The organism is Candidatus Neomicrothrix sp. (genome assembly GCF_035329545.1).
Classification (GTDB): Bacteria; Actinomycetota; Acidimicrobiia; order Acidimicrobiales; family Microtrichaceae; genus Microthrix; species Microthrix subdominans.
The window spans coordinates 1-17334 of sequence record NZ_DAOLGP010000054.1; the positions used below are offsets into that span (position 1 = coordinate 1).

General features: G+C 65.2%; 18 protein-coding genes and 1 pseudogene. 13 read left to right on the forward strand and 6 right to left on the reverse strand.

The window, feature by feature from the left end:
• Nucleotides 1-29: 29 nt before the first annotated feature.
• Nucleotides 30-1171, reverse strand: a protein-coding gene (locus PKD89_RS18620; protein ID WP_287376637.1) for an IS3 family transposase whose coding sequence is annotated in 2 segments (ribosomal slippage) — nt 30-898 and nt 898-1171 — 1143 coding nt in all. Because the reading frame shifts where the segments join, the coding sequence is not laid out codon by codon here.
• A gap of 164 nt (nt 1172-1335) precedes the next feature.
• Between PKD89_RS18620 and PKD89_RS18625 the strand changes: the two genes are divergently transcribed.
• Nucleotides 1336-2841, forward strand: coding sequence for a DUF1254 domain-containing protein (locus tag PKD89_RS18625; RefSeq protein ID WP_289010164.1), 1506 nt, complete (start codon nt 1336-1338; stop codon nt 2839-2841).
• A 74-nt stretch (nt 2842-2915) separates the two neighbouring features.
• Here PKD89_RS18625 and PKD89_RS18630 read toward each other — a convergent pair whose 3' ends face one another.
• Nucleotides 2916-4004, reverse strand: coding sequence for an ATP-binding protein (locus PKD89_RS18630; RefSeq protein ID WP_287390875.1), 1089 nt, complete (start codon nt 4002-4004; stop codon nt 2916-2918).
• A gap of 236 nt (nt 4005-4240) precedes the next feature.
• On the opposite strand from PKD89_RS18630, the pseudogene PKD89_RS19880 reads away from it, so the two are divergent.
• The 5 genes and pseudogenes from PKD89_RS19880 to PKD89_RS19890 all read left to right on the forward strand — a co-directional run.
• A pseudogene (locus tag PKD89_RS19880) lies at nt 4241-4318 on the forward strand (hypothetical protein); the annotation flags it as partial.
• A gap of 18 nt (nt 4319-4336) precedes the next feature.
• Complete coding sequence (locus tag PKD89_RS18635; protein ID WP_287390874.1) at nt 4337-5422, forward strand: SDR family oxidoreductase; 1086 nt, start codon at nt 4337-4339, stop codon at nt 5420-5422.
• 341 nt (nt 5423-5763) lie between these two features.
• The gene (locus PKD89_RS18640; RefSeq protein ID WP_287390872.1) at nt 5764-6726 is read left to right on the forward strand and encodes a DUF2252 family protein; all 963 of its coding nucleotides are present in this window, start codon (nt 5764-5766) and stop codon (nt 6724-6726) included.
• On the forward strand, nt 6663-6878 hold the full coding sequence (locus tag PKD89_RS19885) for a hypothetical protein (RefSeq protein WP_349257387.1): 216 nt from the start codon (nt 6663-6665) through the stop codon (nt 6876-6878). The genes PKD89_RS18640 and PKD89_RS19885 overlap by 64 nt, the downstream gene beginning before the upstream one ends.
• Nucleotides 6794-6976: a DUF2252 family protein gene (locus tag PKD89_RS19890; RefSeq protein WP_349257388.1), complete on the forward strand. Its 183-nt coding sequence runs from the start codon at nt 6794-6796 to the stop codon at nt 6974-6976. Before PKD89_RS19885 ends, PKD89_RS19890 begins: the two co-directional genes overlap by 85 nt.
• A gap of 63 nt (nt 6977-7039) precedes the next feature.
• Here the strand turns inward: PKD89_RS19890 and PKD89_RS18650 are convergent, their stop codons facing one another.
• On the reverse strand, nt 7040-7822 hold the full coding sequence (locus PKD89_RS18650) for a hypothetical protein (RefSeq protein ID WP_287390868.1): 783 nt from the start codon (nt 7820-7822) through the stop codon (nt 7040-7042).
• Nucleotides 7823-8967: 1145 nt separating this feature from the next.
• Nucleotides 8968-10140 (reverse strand): chromate efflux transporter, encoded by a 1173-nt coding sequence (gene chrA, locus PKD89_RS18655; protein WP_324332781.1) that lies wholly within the window; start codon nt 10138-10140, stop codon nt 8968-8970.
• Between the two features lie 258 nt (nt 10141-10398).
• Here chrA and PKD89_RS18660 point away from each other — a divergent pair, with 258 nt between their 5' ends.
• Genes PKD89_RS18660 through PKD89_RS18670 form a run of 3 tightly spaced genes read left to right on the forward strand, consistent with a single transcriptional unit; the run spans nt 10399 to nt 13144 of the window.
• Complete coding sequence (locus PKD89_RS18660; RefSeq protein WP_289010424.1) at nt 10399-11235, forward strand: substrate-binding domain-containing protein; 837 nt, start codon at nt 10399-10401, stop codon at nt 11233-11235.
• 5 nt (nt 11236-11240) lie between these two features.
• Nucleotides 11241-12041: a molybdate ABC transporter permease subunit gene (gene modB / locus PKD89_RS18665; protein ID WP_289010423.1), complete on the forward strand. Its 801-nt coding sequence runs from the start codon at nt 11241-11243 to the stop codon at nt 12039-12041.
• The gene (locus tag PKD89_RS18670) at nt 12023-13144 is read left to right on the forward strand and encodes an ABC transporter ATP-binding protein (protein ID WP_324332782.1); all 1122 of its coding nucleotides are present in this window, start codon (nt 12023-12025) and stop codon (nt 13142-13144) included. Before modB ends, PKD89_RS18670 begins: the two co-directional genes overlap by 19 nt.
• 532 nt (nt 13145-13676) lie before the next feature.
• On the opposite strand, the gene PKD89_RS18675 is transcribed toward PKD89_RS18670, so the two are convergent.
• Nucleotides 13677-13994 (reverse strand): excisionase family DNA-binding protein, encoded by a 318-nt coding sequence (locus PKD89_RS18675; protein WP_287379560.1) that lies wholly within the window; start codon nt 13992-13994, stop codon nt 13677-13679.
• 113 nt (nt 13995-14107) lie between these two features.
• Here PKD89_RS18675 and PKD89_RS18680 point away from each other — a divergent pair, with 113 nt between their 5' ends.
• On the forward strand, nt 14108-14725 hold the full coding sequence (locus tag PKD89_RS18680) for a nucleotidyltransferase family protein (RefSeq protein ID WP_289010421.1): 618 nt from the start codon (nt 14108-14110) through the stop codon (nt 14723-14725).
• A gap of 365 nt (nt 14726-15090) precedes the next feature.
• Here the strand turns inward: PKD89_RS18680 and PKD89_RS18685 are convergent, their stop codons facing one another.
• The gene (locus tag PKD89_RS18685) at nt 15091-15372 is read right to left on the reverse strand and encodes a type II toxin-antitoxin system VapC family toxin (protein ID WP_287379558.1); all 282 of its coding nucleotides are present in this window, start codon (nt 15370-15372) and stop codon (nt 15091-15093) included.
• A 352-nt stretch (nt 15373-15724) separates the two neighbouring features.
• Between PKD89_RS18685 and PKD89_RS18690 the strand changes: the two genes are divergently transcribed.
• The 3 genes from PKD89_RS18690 to PKD89_RS18700 all read left to right on the forward strand — a co-directional run bounded on the left by PKD89_RS18690 (nt 15725) and on the right by PKD89_RS18700 (nt 17032).
• On the forward strand, nt 15725-15973 hold the full coding sequence (locus PKD89_RS18690) for a hypothetical protein (RefSeq protein ID WP_287390858.1): 249 nt from the start codon (nt 15725-15727) through the stop codon (nt 15971-15973).
• Nucleotides 15931-16347 carry a PIN domain-containing protein gene (locus PKD89_RS18695; protein WP_287379556.1) on the forward strand — a complete coding sequence of 139 codons (417 nt, stop codon included), beginning with the start codon at nt 15931-15933 and terminating at the stop codon, nt 16345-16347. Before PKD89_RS18690 ends, PKD89_RS18695 begins: the two co-directional genes overlap by 43 nt.
• Nucleotides 16348-16537: 190 nt before the next feature.
• Complete coding sequence (locus PKD89_RS18700) at nt 16538-17032, forward strand: pentapeptide repeat-containing protein (RefSeq protein ID WP_287379555.1); 495 nt, start codon at nt 16538-16540, stop codon at nt 17030-17032.
• Nucleotides 17033-17334 lie beyond the last annotated feature (302 nt).

Here is a 17334-nt window from a genome sequence, read left to right on the forward strand (position 1 = left end):
TGAGGGGTCCCCGTTGAGTGGTCCGGTTGTTATGCGAGTTGGGGTTGGTTGGTGGTGGCCCACTGGTTGGCGTATTCGATCGGGGTGAGCAGCCCGAGAGCGGTGTGTGGTCTGTTGGTGTTGTAGTCGATGCGCCAGTCCTCGAGGAGGACTTGGGCTTCGAGGAGGCTGTCGAATTGCCAGCCGTTGAGGAATTCGTCGCGGAGCCGACCGTTGAACGACTCGATCCAGGCGTTCTGCCAGGGCGAGCCTGGGTCGATGAAACATGTGGCGACGCTGTTGAAGCGGCACCAGTCAGCAACAGCGTGAGCGATGAATTCTGGGCCATTGTCGAAGCGCACGAACCCGGGCGGCCCGCCCCGTTCGACAGCGATCCGGTCGAGGATGGTGACGACTTGGTCGGCGTTGATCGACCTGTCGACGTCGATAGCGAGGGCTTCGCGGGTGAACTCGTCGATCACGTTCAACAACTTCAACATTCTGCCGTCGGTGGTGACGTCGAACTGGAAATCCATGGCCCACAGCGCATCGGGGACGATCGGGCACATCCGCCCGACGGCGGTGCCGACACCGGTGAGGCGCTTCTTCGACTTCTTGTAGGGCACCTTGAGGCCCTCGGCCCGCCATATGCGCTGGACCCGTTTGGAGTTGACCTTGTGGCCTTCACGGCGGAGCTGTTTGTATGCCCGGCGCCATCCCCAGCGGGGACGGTCGGTCGAGAACGCCCGGAGCCAGGTAGCCAGCTCGACGTCGTCGTCGGTCGGTGCCGGCGGAGCGAGGCGTTGGGTTGAGCGGTGTTGGCCAACCACCGCGCATGCACGGCGTTCTGAGACCCCGAAACGTTCACGCAGCATCTCAACGGCGCTGCGCTTGCGGTTCGGGGTTAATAGTTTCCCTTGGAAACCTCCCGCAACATGTCGATGTCGAGGGCCTGGTTCGCGACCAGTTTCTTCAACCGACCGTTCTCGGATTCGAGTTCTTTGAGCCGTTTGGCGTCGTTGGCTTTCAGGCCGCCGTATTGGGCGACCCAACGGTGCCAGGTCGACTCCGCGATCTCGAGATGGCGACACACCGCATCAAGTTCGGTGCCCCCAGCGAGGAGCTTGTTGCCCTCGGCCAGCTTGCGGATGATCTGATCCGGCGTGTGCCGCCGGCGTTTCTTCGATGACATGTTGTTGTCGATTCCTTCTGCCCGATCCCGGGCTTCAGAGTCGCACAACAGCTGGACCACCACGAAGGGGTCACCTCACGCCGACGACAGCCCCTCACACTCCAGAGGAGGCCGTTGCGCTACGAGCGGCCGTCACGACCACGACTTCCCGCAGGAGCATCTCCATGAATCCGTCCGACCAGGCGACACCCGGTTTCAACCATCGCATCCCCGACAAGATCCTCACGCCCGACAACGTCGAGACGTCGGTTGGCACGCTCGAGTTCTTCGACGGGATCCCGAGCGCCGACACGCTCAGCACGGTGTTCGACAACCTCGACCGGATGCGTGGGGTCGAGACCTTCCTCAACGGCATCCCCGCTACGTCGATCGAAGGCATCCGCCGAGGCTTCGCCGAAGTCGGGCTCGACGCCTGCAACAAGGTGGTGATCTTCGCCATGATGGACTCCAACTCGCTGTTCCTCACCGGCAACACCGACACCGTCTACGCCGTTAACATCTTCGACCTCAGCGACACGGGCCCCATCGTGATGGACATTCCCGCCGGGTGCGGCCCCGGCACCGTCGATGACGCGTTCTTCCGGTTCGTCACCGACATGGGCGCCCCGGGACCGGATCGCGGGGCCGGCGGCAAATACCTCATTCTTCCGCCCGATGATCCGAGCGACCTCCATCCGCCGGTCGGCGGGGGCAAGGCGGTCGTCGACGGTGAGACGTACTTCGTCGCCCGGTCGACGAGCTACGTCAACCTGGTGGCCCTCCGCGGGTTCCTCGTCGACGGCACCCCCGATGCGGCGATCGACATGTTCACCAACGGCGTCAAGATCTACCCGCTCAACCAGGCAAAGAACCCGCCCAAGATGGAGTTCATCAACCGCTCCGGCGCCGAGTTCAACACCATCCATGCGAACAACTTCGACTTCTACGAGGAGTTCCACACCGTCATCGAACGGGAGCCGGTCTCGTTTCTCGACCCCGAGCTTCGCGGCCTGTTCGCCTCGATCGGCATCCAGAAGGGCAAGACGTTTGCCCCCGATGAGCGGATGACGAAGATCCTCAGCGACGCGGTCGCCATCGGCAACGCCACCGCTCGGGCACTCGCGCTCCGGCTGAGGGACGAGAGCTGCTGCATCTACCCGGACAGCGGCTGGTGGTACCCAATCCCCGGGGGCAGCTACGAGTGGCTCAAGGACGGCGGCGACGGGGGGGGCCGCAACCTGGACGTCCGCACCTTGTTCTTCTACCAAGCAACGTTGAACACCCCGGCGATGATGATGAAGATGATCGGTGTCGGGTCTCAGTACGCAGGCGTTTCGACCGACAGCGCCGGCCACCCATTCGACGGCGCCAAGACATACCGACTGGCCCTTCCGGCCAACGTGCCGGCCAAGGACTTCTGGTCGGTCGTTGCGTACGACCCACAGACCCGGTCCGAGCTGCAGACCTCCCAGCCGATGCCCAGCACGAACAACAAGCGCGACGGCCTCGTCGTCAATGCCGACGGCTCCGTCGATCTGCACTTCGGACCGACGGCCCCGGATGGTGACAAGGTGAACTGGATCGCGACCGTGCCGGGCAAGAGCTGGTTCACGTACCTGCGTCTCTACGGACCGCTCGACGCCTGGTTCGATCAGACCTGGCGACCGAGCGAGGTCCAACTGATCGACTGATCTCGATCGGGTCAGCGGCGAGCAGTCCGACCATTCGTGACTTGGGCGCTGGGAGTGCCGTGGCAACCCGCCGATCAGGCACTGAGGCCGTCACTGAGTATCTCGGCCGCGCCGACGGCCTCGACCCGGCTGGTGATTGGGTACCGCGTGCTACCAGCGTGGACGACGATCACCCGGCTGAGGTTGAGGTCATCGATGGCGTTTCGAATGGAAGCTGTCATTCGGGGTGCATCGGAGCGCTTGATCTCCACGCCGATCCACTCACTCCCATGTTGAAAGACGAGATCGATTTCGGCGCCGGCGTGAGTTCCCCAGAACCACGCATCTTTCATGGCTGCACGGGTGAGCAGTTGCTCGATCACGAACCCTTCCCAACTCGCGCCAAGCTTGGGGTGGCTCAACACCGCGTCCCGGTCATCGAGGCCGAGCAGACGATGCAAGAGCCCACTGTCGCGGACATAAACCTTCGGCGACCGCACTTGACGCTTGCCGACATTGGCATGCCACGGTTGGAGCTGCCGGATGACGAGCGCGTCGGTCAACGCGTCCAGATAGCGGCGGACGGTGGGCTCTGAAACAGCGAGGCTGCGGGCCAGCTCGGCACCATTCCAGGTCTGGCCGTGGTAGTGGGCGACCATGGTCCAGAACCGACGCATGGTCGTAGCCGGGATCCGCACGCCGAGGTTGGCGAGGTCTCGCTCGAGGAACGTCCGAACGTAGTCCTCACGCCACATAGCCGAAGCCTCGTCGTCGTCGGCTGTGAACGACGGAGGCAGGCCACCACGGGTCCACAGCTCATCAAGCCGGTCGGCACCAACATCAGTGACGTGCAGACCGGGGAGCTCCAACAGGCTGACCCTGCCGGCGAGGCTCTCCGACGTCAAACCGACGAGATCGGGGGAAGCCGACCCAAGAACCAGGAATCGACCGTTCCGGCGATCAGCATCAACAAGCACCCTCAGGATCGGAAACAGATCTTCGCGTCGTTGCGCCTCATCGATGACGATTGTGCCCTCGAGCGCCGGCAACGTCAGCGTCGGGTCACCAAGTCGCGCGTCGTCCCGTGGGTCCTCCAGATCAAAGAAGTTCGAAGCTGGAGAGGTAACCACTTGGCGAGCAAGCGTCGTCTTGCCGGCCTGGCGCGGGCCCGTGAGCACCACCACCGGAGACCGTCCCAATGCAGCGCTCAACCGCTCTCGGGCTCGCTCACGCAAGATCACCTTGAAATACTAACATTGTCCATTAGCTTTACAAGGCAGTCTGGTCTCTCGGGCCGACAAACCGATCGTCGAGAATCAAGCAGGCCGGCCCCTCCGCGTACGCATCCGCACACGGCCCAGCGCGCCACCGCGAATGAGGCCCACACCGTCACCGCAACACCGCCCAATTCTCAGCCCCGACCGGGGTGGCAGTCGCCCCCGACGGCACCGTCTACGTCGCCGACACCACCAACCATCGGATCCGGAAGATCACCTGAACCAGCTACCTTGGCCCTATGTCCACTCTTCTGTTCACTGGCTTCCCCGGCTTCCTGGGCGTGCAATTGCTGCCGAGAGTGCTCTCCCGCTTATCGGACTCAACAGTGACGTGTCTCATCCAGTCGAACTTCGCAGATCTCGCCACACGGCAGCTGGAGGAACTGGTCGAGGCAAACCCAGACCTGGCCGGTCGGATTGATCTGGTCACAGGTGACATCACCGTCCCGGGGCTCGGCCTCGACGACCCGACGGCACTGGCAGCCGGCGTGACCGAAGTGTGGCACTTGGCTGCTGTCTACGACCTCAGCGTGCCTCGCGATGTGGCCATGAGAGTGAATGTCGAGGGCACCCGCAACGTCTTGGACTTCGCCGAGCGAGCAGATTCCTTACAGCGGTTCCATTACGTCAGCACGTGCTACGTCAGCGGCCGCTATGCCGGCGCGTTTGGCGAGGACGACCTCGACGTTGGGCAGCAGTTCAACAACTACTACGAAGAAACCAAGTTCCTGGCCGAGGTGGAGGTGCAAACCCGACGAGACCAGGGCATGCCCACCACGATTTACCGCCCCTCTGTGGTGGTCGGTGACAGCACCACCGGGCAGACCCAGAAGTACGACGGTCCTTACTACGCGCTTCAATTGCTTTTGCGACAGGGTCGTTGGGCAGTGATGCCCACCGTCGGGGACCCCACCCTGCACCGTTTCAACATCGTGCCGAGCGACTTTGTCATCGAAGCCATCGCCACCTTGTCGGCTACGGATCGCTCGTCTGGGCGTGTCTACAATTTGGCCGATCCCCGACCTCTCACCGTGGCCGAGCTCTACGCCACTATGGCCGACGCCGTCGGGTGCCGAATGATCCCGGTTCCGCTGCCGGCCAGTCTGGCCCGGTTCGCGATCGACCACGTGCCCGGGGTGCACAGCCTGCTGCGCATTCCTTCCAGCACCATCGCCTACCTCAACCACCCCACCTACTACCTCACTGCCAACCAGGCCGACCTCGACGACACCGGGGTGGCCTGTCCCCCGGTTGAGTCCTACATGCCGACGCTCGTCGAGTTCATGCGGCGCAATCCGGACATCTCAGCGGCAGCGATGCAATAGCAGGCACTCTCGATCCCGAGCAGCAAGTCAGCTCAAAGCAGCGACGGGCCAGGTGCATGAGATCACGAACCTGACGTCGCACTTCGGCCCGGTCATCACGCTGACCGGACACGTCGCACCCGCCGTCGGGCTCGCCATGCTGTTGCAGCCGGAGTGGGTCTCGCTGGGCCTCGTCGCCTTGCTCGGGCTGGGGTCGGGCTGGCGAAGTTGGCGTGCACCGGTCGGGCGACGATGGCCCGGCTGCTCCCGGTGTTCGATGCGTTCGGCGTCGCAGGGACAGCGGCGTCGTTGCTCCGCCGACACGCCAACGGCCCGCCGGTGCTCGTCACCGAGATGTTCCCGTGGGTACCATCGACCCCCGGGCCACCAACGACGACCGCGTCACGGCCCGCGCCGCCGCACGGGAAGCCGGCCGGGCAGCCCGCAAGGTGCTGCCTCGACGGACCGTCGGTCAGTGGGACCCGAGCGGACGCGAGCGGAGCGCACTCGAAGTGCTGCGCGACCAAGACGTTGACCGCGTCACCCGCCTGCTGCCGATCCGATACGGGCGTATGGCCGCGTCGCCGTGGACCTACCTGCGAGGTGCGGCATCGGTCATGGCGACCGACCTCATGGCCCGTCCCGACTCCGGGCTGGACGTGCAGCTGTGCGGTGACGCCCACGTCTTGAACTTCGGGCTCTGGGCAACGCCGGAGCGCACACTCGCGTTCGACGTCCGCGACTTCGACGAGACGGCGCGGGGTCCCTTCGAGTGGGATCTCCTGCGGCTGGCCACCAGCGTGGTGGTCAAGGCCGAGGACAACGATCTCGGCGACGACGTCGGCGCGGCCGCAGCGCGCGCCGCTGCCCGCGGCTACCAGCTGGCCATGAACGACTACGCCGGCATGTCCGAGCTCGACATTTGGTACGGCCAGACGTCATCCGCCGAGTTGCTGTCGGGACTCGAACCGGCGGAGCAGCGTCGCATGTCGAACTGGATTGAACGTAAGTCCGCGGCGCGAACAAGCGCGGGAGCCTACGAACGGCTCACCACCGAAGTCGAGGGTCGGGCCCACATCGTGGACGACCCGCCCTTCCGCACCCACCTCGACGACCGGTACCAGCGAAACCTGTTCGAACACGTCGTCGAGTCCTACCTGGCGACGCAGTCCGAGCATGTGCGTCACCTGCTCCGCCGGTTCCGCTTGACCGATGTCGTCGCGTGGTGGCTGGGAAACGCCTCCTCCAATCGGCACCCGACATGTTGCTGGGCTGGACCGCGGTCGACGACGCCCAGTTCTACGTTCGCCAGTTCTGCGACATGAAGGTGATCCCCGACAGCAGCGGATCGGACCGCACCTCAGAAACTTCGCGTTCGCCTGTGGAGGCTGTCTGGCCCGGGCCCACGCCCGCAGCGGCGACCCGCTCGCAATTGCGTCGTACCTCGGGCGTGGCAAGGCGCACGGGGATGGGGTGACCGATTTCGCTGTCGCCTACGCGGCGCAGACCCAGGCCGACCACGCCGAGCTCGTGGCGGCGATCGACGCCGGCACGGTCAAGGCCGCCATGGCCTGAGCCTGAAACCACCTCTCGCCGGATTGCGGAGATGATCGGGAGCGACGTTCCATACGATGGCGTTCACCGCGCTGACCACGCTGCTGCCGACACCACCACGGTTGCGACTCCGAAGACCAGCAACGCAACGTGTTCGAACACTGCCCCAGCGACGTAGCTCCCCGGAAGCAGCGGCACTGCGAATGAAGTCCAGACCGTCACCGCCACGCCGACGACCAAGACCCCCTTCGCAACGATGGCCGGTGCTCCCACATTTTGATGGAGACGGCGCCGAAACACCGCAAGGATCAGCACGGCCAGGATCGAGATGACCGAGATCGTCAAGTTGATCCACACACCTGACGGGATACCTCCGGGTCCGCAGCTCGCTGTGCTGCCCGCACTCTGTTCCAGCCGGACTCGCTCAAGGTCGAGCGCGTTCGAGAACTGCAACGACAGCGCGAGAATCGGACCGAGCAGGGCGGTCACGACCTGCATCGAGTCACGGGCAGAAGCGAAGACCACAGCGTTGGCCCCGTATGACTTGATCACGGCACGAAGACCGAACAGCAGCAGCAACGACGCCAGACCGAATACCGCTCCGAACAAGAACTGCTCATGGGCCGCTATGCCGGCCGCCGCCCCGTCGCTGGGCCGGCCCGACAACCCCGCGTAGTTGAACGACAAGACCAGCAGCGCGAAGAACGCACACGTGAAGACGACGATCGAGTCGGCGATGCTGCGATCTTCTTCTTGCACAGCCTCGTGATCGAGGGGCAGCAGAATCGCCAGCAGTGCGAAGCCGGCAAGTAGTCCGGCGATCGCCGAGTACCAGCCGGCGGCAGCCGCTATATCGAACTGGAGCATGTCCAACCGGCAGTTCAACGCAGACCCACCGAGCTTCTGTGCCCCGGGTTCCGCCTCTCCATGCGCTCCGGGCGAGCGGCATTGGAGAGCCGTTCAGGACCACCTGTCACTTGCGTCGTCATGGGGCTCCGATAGGCGCGAGAAGCGTTGTCACAGCGTAGCCAGGGCAGTGCCGAGTCAATCCACCGCGCCGTCGAGCACGTGCTGAAACCATGTCATCCCAACACTCAGCGTGAGTTTTGCAGGGAACGAGCTGGCCGGCGGCAGCCCCTGACGGATCGACTACGTCATCTCCCCCCCCTGCGCATTGGCGACCGAGTTCAGTTGAGCGTCAAAGGTCAGCACGCCGGTGCCAGGTGTGGTGATGCCGACTTGATGTCGCACTTCCCGGGCACAGATAGACGATCAGCGCCCAGGTGTCGGCGACGATCAGTCCGGCCATTCGTCGCGCAACTCTTCCAGACAGCCGGCGGGGTAGGTCTGCGATCCGGCAAGCCCTCGCCCGAGCGCTTCGCTACTGGCAGCGTGGCCCCGCTCGATCAGCATCGCCACCAACGCTGAGGGGCTCAGATCGGGATGAAGCCGGGCCTGGCATCGAGGAAGACGTCCTTGCCGAGGCGAGAACGCGAGCCGGCCACCGGGAACTCTCGGCGTACGTGAACGAAGCACTACTCCGCCCGCTGCAGCACGACCGGCTCGGCGAGCTTCTGGCCGAGATGGAGACCCAGTCAGGCCCGATCCCATCAAGGCGGTCGGCCGTGTTGCCCCAGCAGACGAGGCGACCGCTCGACTTGCTGGAGGTCTGCTGGGCGCTGCGGACTCGAGCTCCACATTCGATGCTGTCGTCGTAGCGACAGCGATCGATGCCGGTGGAGCTGTGATTCTGACCGGCGACGCTGACGATCTCGGCCAGCTCTCTGAGCACAACCCCGAGGTCACAATCGAGCCGATCTAGCCGCAGCCGAGCGCAAATAGTGAGGGTTGCGTCCGCATTCCGCACCACTGCCGACCGCTCGGCTGTCACGAAGCAACGGCCGGTTTGGCCAACAAGTGCCGGGAGGACCGATGACCACCAAAAAGATGAACCCAGACGAGGAGTACGAGTTCTACGCCAGTCCGGGGAGCCAAGCGGCACAGGGGCCGTCTCATGGTGCGATGAATCCCGCCGAGACCGCCGCTCCGACGAGGACGACCCAGACGATGTCGATACCGGCGACCAGCACGCCGAAGGCGACCCCGGTGGTCACCAGGCGTGAGGGATCCCAGGGCACCTCGGTGGCGAACCGGACGGTGGTCGTGGCCAGCAGGCCGACGAATGAAGCCGAGAGCCCTGCGACCAAGGCGTCGAAGCGACGCCAGGCCCGCAGCCGACTGACGTGGGGGGCGACGCCGACGAGGATCAGGAACGACGGAAGGAAGATGGCGATGGTCGCAACCGCTGCTCCCGGGTATCCGGCGACCGCTAGCCCGACGAAGGTCGCGGTCAGGATCACCGGCCCGGGTGTGACCTGGCCCAGTGCGACACCATCGAGGAACGTGGTGGTGCTCATCCAACCGCGCGAGATGACCTCGTGGAACATCAGCGGCAACGACGTGAAGCCGCCGCCGAACGCGAACAGGTCAATACGGGTCATGAGGGTGCCGAGCTCGAACAGCTCCGGTGAGGTGGCGGCGAGGATTGCGAAACCAACGAGCACCGCGGCGCAGATGCCGAGCAGCGGCCGGGTGGTCGAGCGAGGGGTCGAAGATGACTGAAGGTCGGCGGTCTCCTGGCGAGGCCCGAGGGCGACCGCAGTCACGCCCGAGGCAGCGACGACGAGAATCGGGTGGACCTTGAGCGCCAACGCGCCGGCGGCACCGGCGGCGATGACGAAGTGCCGCCAGTTCCGAAGTGAGCTGCGTCCGAACGACACGGTCGCGCTGGCCACGATCGCTACCGTGATCGCCTGCAGCCCGCCGAACACGGCGGTGACGATGGCGGTTCCGGCCAACTGCTGGTAGCTGGTTGAAAGCGCCAGCATCAACCCGACCGCTGGCAGGCCGAACCCGATCAACGCCGCCGCTGCACCGGTCACGCCAGCCATCTGAAGACCGACCCAGGCCGACAGTTGCATCGAGGTCGCTCCCGGCAGCGTCTGGCAGACAGCGACGCCCTCACGGAAGTCGCGGTCGGTCAGCCATCGTCGTTGTTCGACGACGTTGTGGCGGATGAAGGCCACCATGGCGGGGCCGCCGAACGCGCCCACCCCCAGGCGTAGAAACACCCTGAAGAGGTGACCGGCCGACGGGGTCGCGATGTCGCCCGCAGGGGTCGTCATTTCACCGAACCCCAGATCGGGTCGCGGCGGTGGCGTCGACAGCGACGGGCCGGACGGTCAGATCACCTAGGAGGGCCACAGGCGTCCATCCTGCACCAAGAAGGCCGCTGGGCCCGCTGATACGGTTCTCGCCAGCCACCGAGTTCCGAGCGCCGATCGTGCTGAAGACCCGGAGAGCCGCGCTGTCGAAGGAAGCCCGTCACACACGGGTCAACAAGTACCACGGATCGGCCGGGCAGGCCGGGACCAGGAGCAATGATGGGTATCCGAGCTACACGGAGCCGAGGTCTGGTCGCCGCCGTCAGCTTGACGGCGTTGGTGCTGCTGGGGGTGGCATGCGGCGGTGAGGAGGACAGCAAGGTCAGCGCGTCGTCGACCCCTGCGACGGGGCAGACGGACGCCTCGGCCGAAGCCTTGTCTGGCACGGTGACGGTGATGGCCCCCGGACCGCTGAAGGGGTTGCTGGAGGCTGCGAAGACGGAGTTCGAATCCGATCACCCCGGTGTCAGCGTCGAGTTGAACCTGGGCCATGTGCCATCGTTGCTCGCCCAGCTCGAGGGTGGGGTGGCGGCCGACGTGCTGGTCACTCCTGACGCCAGAACCATGGGACAGGCGTCGAGCAAGGGCATGGTGGACGGGAACCCCGAGGTGATCGCGAGGAACCCGATGGCGTTGGTCGTGCCGGCGGGCAATCCCGGTGGGGTGCGAGGCATCGACGCTTTGGGGAACGCATCGCTGCGGGTCGGCCTGTGTGCCATGGAGCTGCCGTGCGGCAAGCTGGCCGAGGAGCTCGCCGCGGCGAGCTCCATCACGCTGAGCGCGGACACGCTTGAGCCTGGCGGTTCACCGGGGGTCGTCACCAAGGCAGCGACCGGCGAGATCGACGTCGGCCTGGTGTTCGCCACCGACATCAAGGCCGGTGGGGGCAAGGTCGACAAGATCGTGATCCCCGACTCGTCCAACGTGTCGTCGGAGATCTCCGCCGCAGCACTGACGGCCAGCGAAAACGACGCCGCAGCGCGGGCCTTTGTCGACTTTCTCGTCTCCACCAAAGGCAAGGAGCTGGCAGACGCTGCCGGCTTCCTCGTGGCCTGATCAACATGTCCACCCGCACCGAAGCGGGCGACCGGGCGCCTCGGGTCTTCGTTGCCATCGGTGTCCTTGCTGCCCTCTTCCTTGCACTCCCGGTGATCGGACTGGTGCTGCGCGCGCCGTGGAGCGGCGCAGCCGAGCGACTGACTCGCCCGGGGGTCGGCGACGCCATCCGGTTGTCTGCACTCTGCGCGACCGCTTCGACCGCAGTGTCGCTTGCGCTGGGTGTGCCGTTGGGGTGGATCCTGGCCTACGCCCGGTTCCCGGGTCGTGCACTGCTCCGTGCGGTCGTGCTCGTGCCGTTGCTGTTGCCGCCCCTCGTGAGCGGGGTCGGACTGTTGTCGATCCTGGGGCGTCGTGGGGTGGCGGGGCGCTGGCTGGACGACTGGTTCGGCGTCACGCTGCCTTTCAGCACCGCCGGGGTGATAGTCGCGGTGGCGTTCGTGGCCCTGCCTTTCGTGGTCATCACGATGGAGAGCGGCTTCCGGTCGGTGGATCGTCGGCTGGGGTTGGCCGCGGCGACGTTGGGGGCCGGCCCGGCCTCCGTGGCCCGAACAGTCACGCTCCCCCTGGTGGCACCGTCGCTGGCGGCGGGCGGGGCGCTGGCGTGGGCACGGTCCTTGGGTGAGTTCGGTGCGACGGTCACCTTCGCCGGCAACCTGCCCGGACGCACCCAGACGCTTCCCCTCGCCACCTTCCTGGCCCTCGAGTCGGACCTCGACCAGGCTGTGCTGTTGAGCATGCTGATGCTGTTTCCCACCCTGATCGTGCTGGCTCTGCTGCGGAACCGATGGCGGCCGCTGTCGTGAGCCTTGAGTTCGACGGCACACTCGACCTGGGGCGCTTTGTCCTTGACGCCGCCTTTTCCTGTGCGCCCGGCGAGACGATCGCACTGGTCGGACCCAACGGATCAGGCAAGTCGACGGCGCTGAACCTGCTGGCTGGTCTGCTTCGGCTGTCATCGGGCTCGTTGACGTTGGACGGCACGGTTCTCGACCAGCCGTCGACCGGTCGATGGGTAGCTTCGGAGCATCGTGGCGTGGGTGTCGTGTTCCAGGATCTTCTCCTGCTGCCACACCTGAGCGTCCGGGACAACGTGGCGTATGGACCACGACGCGCCGGTGGCTCGAGGGAGACGGCCGATGCTGTCGCAAGTGACTGGCTCGAGCGCTTCGGGGTCGAGGACCTCGCCGATGAGCGACCCCGCTCGTTGTCCGGCGGACAGGCCCAGCGGGTGGCGCTGGCGCGAGCGCTGGCCCGAGACCCGCGCCTCCTGCTCCTCGACGAACCGCTGAGCGCGCTCGACTCCGAGACCCGCCTCGAGGTCCGCTGCGAGCTGCACCGTCACCTCGCGGAGTTCGGAGGCATGACCGTGCTGGTCGCCCACGACGTCGTCGACGTCCTGGTACTGGCCGACCGGGTCGTCGTGTTCGACGAAGGTCGGGTGGCCCAGGTGGCCGAACCGGCAGCACTGGAACGTCGGCCGCTCACTCAGTACGCCGCGGCCCTCGTCGGCACGAACCTGTTGCGTGGCTACAGGCGAGGAGCGGTGATCGAACTCGGCGACCGGGCGGAGGTCGCAGCCCCACGGGCGGGCTCGGACGGTCCCGTCGACCTGGTCATCGCTCCACGGCACGTATCGGTGGCCCTCCCGGACGGGCCAAATGGGGTCGGATCGTGGACCGCCCGGATCGCAGGCCTTGAGGCGGCCGGCAATGATGTCCACATCCGCGTCGGCGGGCCGGTGCCCATCGCCGCGATGGCATCACTGGAATCTCTCCGTGACCTGCACCTCTCCCCCGGCGCCATGGTCGACGTGCACGTCGATCCGTCCCACCTCAAGGTGTTCGATGCGGTCACGTCCCTCGACGTCCCCAGGTCAGCGCAAACCACGAACGCGCCCGCACCGTAACGCGGTCGCATTTCATCGGGCTCGGGACGGTGGCTGAAGCCAGACCCGGTCTGAGGTAAGGACGGGCCCGCCTGGCCGACTGAGATGAACCGGTAAGGCTCGGCCCGGCGGGGCCGTCACAGCGAGTGCTACTGCTCCGAACGCTTCATCTGCTCGCCGCAGCAGATCTCGGAATGCTCCATCTCCGGAGGGCACGTGCACGGCTTCTCATAAACCAGCGCAGCTCCACACTTCTCACACTCGTATCGATCTCCAGCGCTTCGTGGCATGTTCGTCTCCGTCTGTTGCCTGGGTGGTCGCGGTGGCGTCGGTGACGGCCACCGCTCGGGGAGTACCTCCCCGCAATCGCAACCTAGCCTTTCGTCGCGCGTTTGTCGTTCGATGGCGCAGGGCCTGACGAGGTGGGTAGGTGTGGCCGCACGTCGGCCGACGTGATGCGGCGTCGTCCTCCGAACCGAACCCGGAAGTCCCTCAGGCATGCCGGATAGAGGACGCAGGCGTCATAAGTAGCTCCGAAGGCCACGACGATCCTTCAGTAGTCGAGGTTGAGGCGTTGGGCCTCGGCGGTGAGCTCAGCGACGGTCTCCGCACGGCGGAGGTCGTCCTCCCGCATGTAGGCGAGGAGGTCAGTGAGGCGGATACGGCGCCTGTTTCCCACCCGCCGATACGAAATCTGGTTCTCCTCGAGGAGCCCGATCAGGTAGGGCCGGGACACGCCGAGCATGTCTGCAGCTTGCTGGGTGGTGAGTTCTGCGTGCACCGCCGCAATGGTGACGGCGTTGCCGTTGGCGATGTGTGCGAGCAGCTCGATCACGTGGTTGAGCGCGACGCCGGGGATCGTGACGCTCAAGTCGGAATTGTCGGCGACCAGCGCCGCCGCACCGAATCCTTCAAAAGTGTGTGGATAATACTTGACATAGGTGTAATATCATGAGCATGATCTTGAGTCGACCGTTCCTGGCGGTGACCCCGACGATCGATGGGGACGTCCTCGCGGCGCTTGCACGAGCCGACGCTTCGTTTACTCCGCCTGAGGTGCACGACCTCATTGGGTTCCACTCTGTTGCCGGCGTCCGAAACGCTCTCATGCGATTGACCGGTCAGGGCGTCCTTCACAGCGAGCAAGTTGGCCGCGCATACACCTACCGGCTCAACCGGCAGCACGTGTGCGCCCCACACATCATCGGCCTGGCTGACGCCAGCCGCGAAGTTCTGAAGCGAATGCGTGACCTGATCGACACCTGGTCGACGCCCTGTGACTTTGCCGCGCTCTTCGGTTCTGCCGCTACCGGGAGGATGACCGAGGGAAGCGACATCGATGTGTTCGTCGTGCGACCCGATTCGGTCGTCGTCGAAGATGACGTGCAGTGGCATGAGCAGCTCGACGCCTTAGCGACTGCAAGCACTTCGTGGACCGGCAACGACGCACGCGTCCTTGAGATGTCAGCGTCAGAAGTCGCAGACACGATCGCGACCGAGCGGATTCTCGCTGAAATCGCTCGCGACGGCTTCGTCTTGTCTGGCACCCCTGGATACCTCGCCAGCGTGAAGCCAAGGCCGGACTACCGGCAGGCGGGGTGAGCCTCTGATGGCCGCACCGACGAGAAAATGCTCAGCGAGGGACCGCTCGGGCCGAATGGCCAAGGCCCGCCAATTCAGCGACGCAGCGTCGCTCATCAGCGAACTGGCCTCCGAACGACAGCAACCTTGGCGATGCGTACATCACCCTGTGCGTGCATGCTGGCATAGCCGCGGCAGACGTAATCTGCTGCGCCCGGCTCGGTGTTCACGCCAGCGGCCAAGACCACGCCGCTGCGGCGACGCTGCTCGACAAAGCCGACGCAGGACTCGGAAAGGAACTCCGCAGACTGCTTGGGCTCAAGACGAAGGCCGGCTATAGCTCGGCCCCATCAAGCGCCTCCGACCAAAAGGTCGCCAGTCGGGCCTCAACCCGGCTTATGGACGCAGCATCCACCAGTCGATAACCACCAAGAAAATGAACCCCGACGAGGATTACGAGTTCTACGCCCGTCCGGAAAACGCGGGGCCCACCAGGTCGACTCCGAGCCGCTGCGCGCCGGGTGCACCAGCACCTCGGCAAGCGTGACCGGATGCACCACAAACTGGTCGACATCGATCAATCCCTGCACGGCATCGGCGTGATGGGCGTCTCCCGGGTTCAGGTAGGCGATCAGCGCGCTGGCATCGGCGACGATCAGTCCGGCCATTCGTCGCGCAACTCCTTCAAATAGCCGGCGGGGTAGGCCTGGGACCCGGCAAGCCCTCGCACGAGCGCTTCCCTGCCGAGCGCCTCACTACTGGCCGCATGGCCCCGCTCAATCAGCATCGCAACCAGCGCCGAGGGGCTCAGATCGGGATGTAGTCGCCCTTGGACACAAGGATGCGTTCGAGTTCACCAGTGGCCGTGATCGTGATGCGCTGTTTGGTTGTCGGCACGGGACGCAGTGTAACACTCACCCGCCCAATGGTGTTGCACCTCAGGACGGGTCGGCGCTACCCCAATAGGCCGCTACGAGAAACTCGTTGCGGGCAGATTCCTACTCTAGGTAGGATAAGGGCATGGCCGTGTCTAAAGTGTCACTCAGTATCGAGGAAGACGTCCTTGCCGAGGCGAGGGAGCGAGCGGGCCGCCGGGAACTCTCGGCGTACGTGAACGAAGCGCTACAACGCCAGCTACAGCACGACCGGCTCGGCGAGCTTCTGGCCGAGATGGAGACCGAGTCGGGCCCGATCCCGCCTGAGCTACTGGAGGAGGCACGAGAGCTATGGCAAGGACCCGCCGAACCCAAGTACCGCCGCTCCGCCTGATCCTCGACAGCGGTGCTGTCATAGGCCTCTCGAGAAACGAGGAGCGCGCCCGTGCCGCACTTGCTGCTGCGCATGAAGCGGGTGCGGTGGTTTCGTTGCCATCGGTTGTTGTTGCCGAGACGGTACGGGGCACAGCGAGAGATGCCCGGGTCAATCGCATCGTCAAGGCGGTCGGCCATGTTTCAGCGGCAGACGAGGCGACCGCTCGACTTGCTGGAGGTCTGCTGGGCGCTGCGAACTTGAGTTCCACCATCGATGCTGTCGTCGTAGCGACAGCGATCGATGCCGGTGGAGCCGTAATTCTGACGAGCGACGCTGACGATCTCGGGCGGCTCGCTGCGCACAACGCCGAGGTCATCATCGAGCCGCTCTAACAGCTTCCGGGTGCAACGGCCAGGGTTGCCCGCGGACCTGGCCTGAACTTGGAGCCCCGTTGAAGGTGATCGCTTCAACTGTTACCCCCGTTGTTGCGGGCAAAGGGCTCGTTCGTTCTTTTGATGGTTCCTCTGTTGAGGAGCCGAGGGACCCTCTCGGGGGTCCCTCTTTTGTTTCCTGGGGGCTGGCGTGGACCGGCGGCGGGACCTGCGCGGGGCGAACCTTGCCGATGCAGACCTGATCGGGGTGAACCTCTCGGCGGCAAGGCTGAGCAGGGCGAAATTCCCTCGGGCGAACCTGCACCTGACGAACCTTTCCGAAGCAAACCTGGCCGGGGCAGACCTGCGGAGGGCACGCCTGCTGGAGACGAACCTCGCCGCTACGGACCTGCACGACGCCAACCTCTCCAAGGCCAACCTGGCCGAGGCCAACCTGGCCGAGGCCAACCTGGCCGAGGCAACCCTGGCTAGAGCGAACTTGACCAGAGCGAATGTGCACCGAGTGTTCGCTCACCGAAGCGACACGGACCTGACCGGGGCGATCTTGGACAAGGCGATCTTGGACAAGGCGATCTTGGACGGGGCGAACCTGACCGGCACAAAACGGGATCCCGCTCAATCGCCGGTGTGGCCCAACGGTTTGACCCTCCCAACAACGCATGGAACCCCCCAGACCGACGGGTGACCCCAGATGGTAGCGCTGTGAAACGATGTTCGGTCATGCCCCTCAGCACCAAAGGTGACCTGCCGATTCGGCGCCGCAGCACATCTCGCTTCGTGTCGACCCTGATGGCGGCATTCGGGTGGCTAGCCGCAACCGCAGTCCGACCGCGCCCTGACTTAGTTGTTGAACTGCCGAAGGAATCGAGGTGGGCCCGCTGGGGGCCGACGATCGTGGAGGGGTTGGTGCTGGCTGGTTTGCTTTTGGGCTTAGAGCGTGCGCGGATTGATGTTGGTGTTCGGGGTCATTGGCACCAGCGGTCTCGG